We start from the raw sequence: 4,159 nt of genomic DNA on the forward strand, positions 1-4,159 counted from the left end.
TCAAGAGCGAGGAAAAGCCGAACATGAATTACGAGGAAATGATTGCCCGCCTGAAAGCGACAGAGGGCTATCTCTCGACCTTTCTCAAAGAGAATATGAACAAAGAAATGACGATGACACAGGAGCTCGAAAAAATCAAAAATACGAGCCGACAAGTACAAGAGGAGATTCGATTGACTTCGAAGCGATCCATCGACAACTTGCAGAACGTAACCGAGCTACACAAGAAATCTATCAACAGCAATTTGGAGACTCTAGCAAAAATGATAGTGGTAATGGAAAATCAGTTAGAAGAGAACAGGAAAACCGTTCAGGAGAAATTGGACAACATGAACGCGAATATGAAGAGCGAGGTCGGATACCTACGCAACCAAATCGAGCGAAATCTGGACGAGTTAGAAGCAAACAGCAAGAGTATGATATCGAGCGCTAAATTAGGTCTTGTTATCAATGGGTGGTTAGATTGGATGAAATATGGACTGGGCGCAGCTGTATTCGTAGTCCCAGTATATTTAGTATTTAAATGGCTGTTGAGTCTTTAATTAATAATTATATATCTTGATAGCCTTTAGGCTATCTTAGGGGGCTTCAGCCCTCTTCCTTGCTAGTTATTGTGTATACGAAATGTTATAGTAACAAGGATTAATAATATCCGTCACATCTGTCAGACAAATATTATCTGACTTAAGTGCCATAAGAAGGTGTAAGTGTGAGAAAAAGAAAAAAGCCCATAAATGAACGGATTTCAGTACGTCTAGATGAAAAAGGTTTAAGACAACTTGAAGAATTGGTTGACCTCTTTGAAAGCGAAACAACTATTTCGAGAATAACGGTAACGGATATAGTCTTGATGGGAATCGATACGTTACATGAAGTAAAATTCCCTGATAGAGAAGATGATGAAGATGAAAACGAAGAGGGGGATTGGGACTGATTGGTGATTTGTTATTATGATAGACTATTAATAGGAATTGAAAGAAAAATCAGAGATTATGAAAAGAAGGCATGAGAAAAGCCCTCTAGTTTTAGCGGACAGAAGGGCTTTTCTCTAAAAAAATATGGAAGGATTGAACTCTTATTTACATTTGTATATATGTATTCTAACATGAGGGTTTAATTCCTTCCAGAGAAAAATGGGGGAATTGTAGTGAGCAATTCATTTGAACAAAGAAGACTAGAACGAGAACAAAAACGCAAGGAGAAACAAGAAGCATTTAAGGCTCTTCCAGAAGGACAACAAGCTATTATTAAAGGCTCTTCTAGAGCTTCTAAGAATACAAGAGTAAGAGATATAAATAAAGAAAAACAAAAGATGAATAATGAGTATCATGGCGTGGATCAAGAGGAAGTAAACGAAGCCATGAAGACGTTAAGTAAAGCGACTGGAGGAAAGGAGATATACATCGGTACTAAGCGTTCCCCACAATCGAAAGTGAGGTTTGTTCAATTGATTCAAGATAATTGGAATTATGCTCTTGAAAATAAATATTTCACAGATGAAGAAGTATTATTTTTAATGAGAATACAAAGGTTTTTAGGTTTTAAAAGTAATTGTTTAGTAGATGATATACATTCAAAAAGTCCTGTTCCTTTAAATCAAAGCCAGTTAGCAGAACGGCTTGGAACAAGTCGCTCAACAATTAGTAGAATCATTAAAGGATTAGTTGAAAAAGGAATCATTGTAAAAGGTGAAGGACATAAGCAAGAAGGCGTTAATGTTCGTACATATGCTTTGTTCCTTAATCCTAACTTATTCTATTCAGGAGACAAAGATAACATTGAAGAGACTTTAAAAGCCTTATTTATTAATGCAAAACAGAAGCTAACAGGCTTTCCTATACAACTTTTTTAAGAGCCGAAAAAGGGCTCTTTTTTTTAGTTTTCTTTGTTATCAAATCTGATAACTAATGTTATTAAATCTGATAACAAAGAAAACCCTTGAAAACCCTTGATATAATAACCTTTTTTAAACTTTTAATAGGTCTTACACTCTCACTCTCAATTAAGTAGCAATTCGGCGATAGAATTGCAAGACTAAATTTATATATTTTGCGTTGAAGCCTAAAGGCTGAAAAGGTTGCCTGAAGGCAACGAAAAAAATAATTAGTAAAGTTATAGAATATTGACAATAGAATATGTTTCCATTTATAATATAACTATCGGTACGTAATTACGTACTAAAAGGAGGAAGTATGGCAAGAGTAGGTGAAGGGAAACGTCGTCTTACTTGTGACATTCCAGAAGAGTTACATAAGGAGTTACGTTTCTTAGCTGTCAAACATGACACGACAATTACAAAGTATGTCCAAAAATTATTAGAAGAACATGTACAGTCTTCTAATGAAAAAGAAAAGTAATTAATAAAAGAGAAAGGGCACTTTCCCTGGCAGGAAAGCACCCCATGTCAAATATCAACGAATCATTATTATAACATGGGTTGCCCTCGGAAAAAAATAGGAGGGTTTTATATATGGATCAAAAAGAAGAATTACTTATCGGGATTGAAAATGTTTTATGTTTGGCTTCTGATTTAGTTAAAGAGGTTGATAGACTGGAACGTGTCGAAGAGGAATGTAAGTTTTTAAAAGAGCAACTCTTTTTGCATCAATTTACAGAGCCAGAACGAAAGGTTTTTACATTGGCTTTGGATGGACATAGTGTTTCTGAAATGGAAAAGATTCTTTTCAAAGGAAGAAGCACAATTAAGAAACAGCGACAAAGCATCATGAGAAAGCTACAGGTTTCTTCGATGCAAGAAGCGATTCAAAAGATGCGCGAAATATGTTCGAACATGTATAGTGAGAACGGGATTTTTTCATATGAATCTCGAAGAGATTTTATATGAATTTGGGCGTTGCCCAAATTATTTTATGGCTAGCATGAGCAAGCCATTTTTTGCGCAAGCAAAAACAGAAAGGGGGATTGGGGGACACCCCCAACAAGCAGTATTTGCGCCACGCAGTGGCTAGCAAATATAGAGCTTGCCAAACCCCTAGCGCCAGTGCTAGAATTGGAGATAACACGAACAATTCTAAACGGCGCGTCCGTTTGAAAAACGGAATGAAGGGGTGGGTTTTGATGAGTGAACGAGACAATGATATGGCTAGCAATTTACGGAAGGTTCCGAACCGTAAAGAGCCTCGCCAAATCAGTTTTCGAGTGAGCGAGGACGAATATTCAAAGCTTCAGCAATCCGCTGAAACGTTGAATATGAGTGTGCCGAGCTTCGTGAAGAAGAAGGCACAAGGCAGTCGCTTAGTCGCTCCGAAATTTGATAAGGAGACGAGACAAGCGATTGCAAGAGATTTGAGCAAGTTGGGGACCAACGTGAATCAAATCGCAAAATATTGTAATTCGAAGAAAGAAGGCAACGTGGATTGGGAACGCCTGAATTACAATATTGAGCACTTGAGAAAAGAAGTGAGCGAGCTATGGCAACGATTAAACTAGGAAGCACCAAGTCAGCAAGTAGAGCGATCAATTATGCTGAAAAGCGAGCAGTCGAAAAGAGTGGCCATAATTGCGATATAGATTATGCCAAATCAAACTTTAAGGAATTGCGTATGCTTTACGGAAAAGATGATGGGATCCAGGCGCACACCATTATTCAGTCTTTCCAGCCTGGAGAGGTGACAGCGGAGCAAGCGAATGAAATCGGTTTAGAATTAGCTAAATCTGTTGCAAAAGACTATCAGGTTGCCATTTATACGCATGCGGATAAGGAACACATACATAACCACATTGTCATCAATTCCGTTAACATCGAAAATGGCTCTAAATATCAAGCACATGGCAAAGAAGCGATTGAGCGAGTGAGAGAAGCGAGTGACCGCCTGTGCAAAGAAAGAGATTTATCCATAGTGAAAGAAAAATCGGCTGAAATGCGCTATACACAAGCTGAAAAAGCACTTATTGATAATGATAAATTCAGTTGGAAAGACGATATAAGGGATAAAGTTGATATAGAAAAGCAACATGCAAAAAGCTATGAAGAATTTAAACAAAATCTTACTGAAAAGCATGGTATAGAGGTTTTAGAGAGAGGAAAAAACATCACGTTCAAACATCCCGATAATGACCGTAAAGTAAGAGGTTCAAGGCTTGGAAATTCATATGAAAAGGAGACGTTGAAAAATGAGTTTGAAAAGCGTAAACGTGG

6 protein-coding genes and 1 pseudogene are annotated in these 4,159 nt (G+C 37.4%); all 7 read left to right on the top strand.

All coding sequences use genetic code 11. The annotated features are described in order from the left end of the window. Positions 1-433 (top strand): annotated as a pseudogene (locus MOC86_RS26300) (hypothetical protein); the annotation flags it as partial. Between the two features lie 276 nt (positions 434-709). Continuing rightward, positions 710-934 (top strand): hypothetical protein, encoded by a 225-nt coding sequence (locus MOC86_RS26305; protein ID WP_268586852.1) that lies wholly within the window; start codon positions 710-712, stop codon positions 932-934. A gap of 309 nt (positions 935-1,243) precedes the next feature. Next, on the top strand, positions 1,244-1,852 hold the full coding sequence (locus MOC86_RS26310) for a helix-turn-helix domain-containing protein (RefSeq protein ID WP_268586857.1): 609 nt from the start codon (positions 1,244-1,246) through the stop codon (positions 1,850-1,852). A gap of 340 nt (positions 1,853-2,192) precedes the next feature. Next, on the top strand, positions 2,193-2,357 hold the full coding sequence (locus MOC86_RS26315) for a hypothetical protein (protein WP_268586853.1): 165 nt from the start codon (positions 2,193-2,195) through the stop codon (positions 2,355-2,357). Between the two features lie 113 nt (positions 2,358-2,470). Beyond that, positions 2,471-2,845, top strand: a complete 375-nt coding sequence (locus MOC86_RS26320; RefSeq protein WP_268586854.1) for a LuxR C-terminal-related transcriptional regulator — start codon at positions 2,471-2,473, stop codon at positions 2,843-2,845. A 233-nt stretch (positions 2,846-3,078) separates the two neighbouring features. Continuing rightward, the gene (locus MOC86_RS26325) at positions 3,079-3,450 is read left to right on the top strand and encodes a MobC family plasmid mobilization relaxosome protein (protein ID WP_268586855.1); all 372 of its coding nucleotides are present in this window, start codon (positions 3,079-3,081) and stop codon (positions 3,448-3,450) included. Beyond that, positions 3,432-4,159 (top strand): relaxase/mobilization nuclease domain-containing protein (locus tag MOC86_RS26330; protein WP_268586856.1); only part of this gene is annotated, 728 nt, incomplete at its 3' end. The genes MOC86_RS26325 and MOC86_RS26330, both read left to right, overlap by 19 nt.

This window comes from Priestia endophytica (genome assembly GCF_026790145.1).
Taxonomy (GTDB): domain Bacteria; phylum Bacillota; class Bacilli; order Bacillales; family Bacillaceae_H; genus Bacillus_I; species Bacillus_I endophytica_A.

Bases quoted from the DNA above. Each gene is read 5' to 3' on its own strand.
- MOC86_RS26315 (WP_268586853.1), top strand. From the start codon at position 2,193: ATGGCAAGAGTAGGTGAAGGGAAACGTCGTCTTACTTGTGACATTCCA.
- MOC86_RS26320 (WP_268586854.1), top strand. From the start codon at position 2,471: ATGGATCAAAAAGAAGAATTACTTATCGGGATTGAAAATGTTTTATGT.
- MOC86_RS26325 (WP_268586855.1), top strand. From the start codon at position 3,079: ATGAGTGAACGAGACAATGATATGGCTAGCAATTTACGGAAGGTTCCG.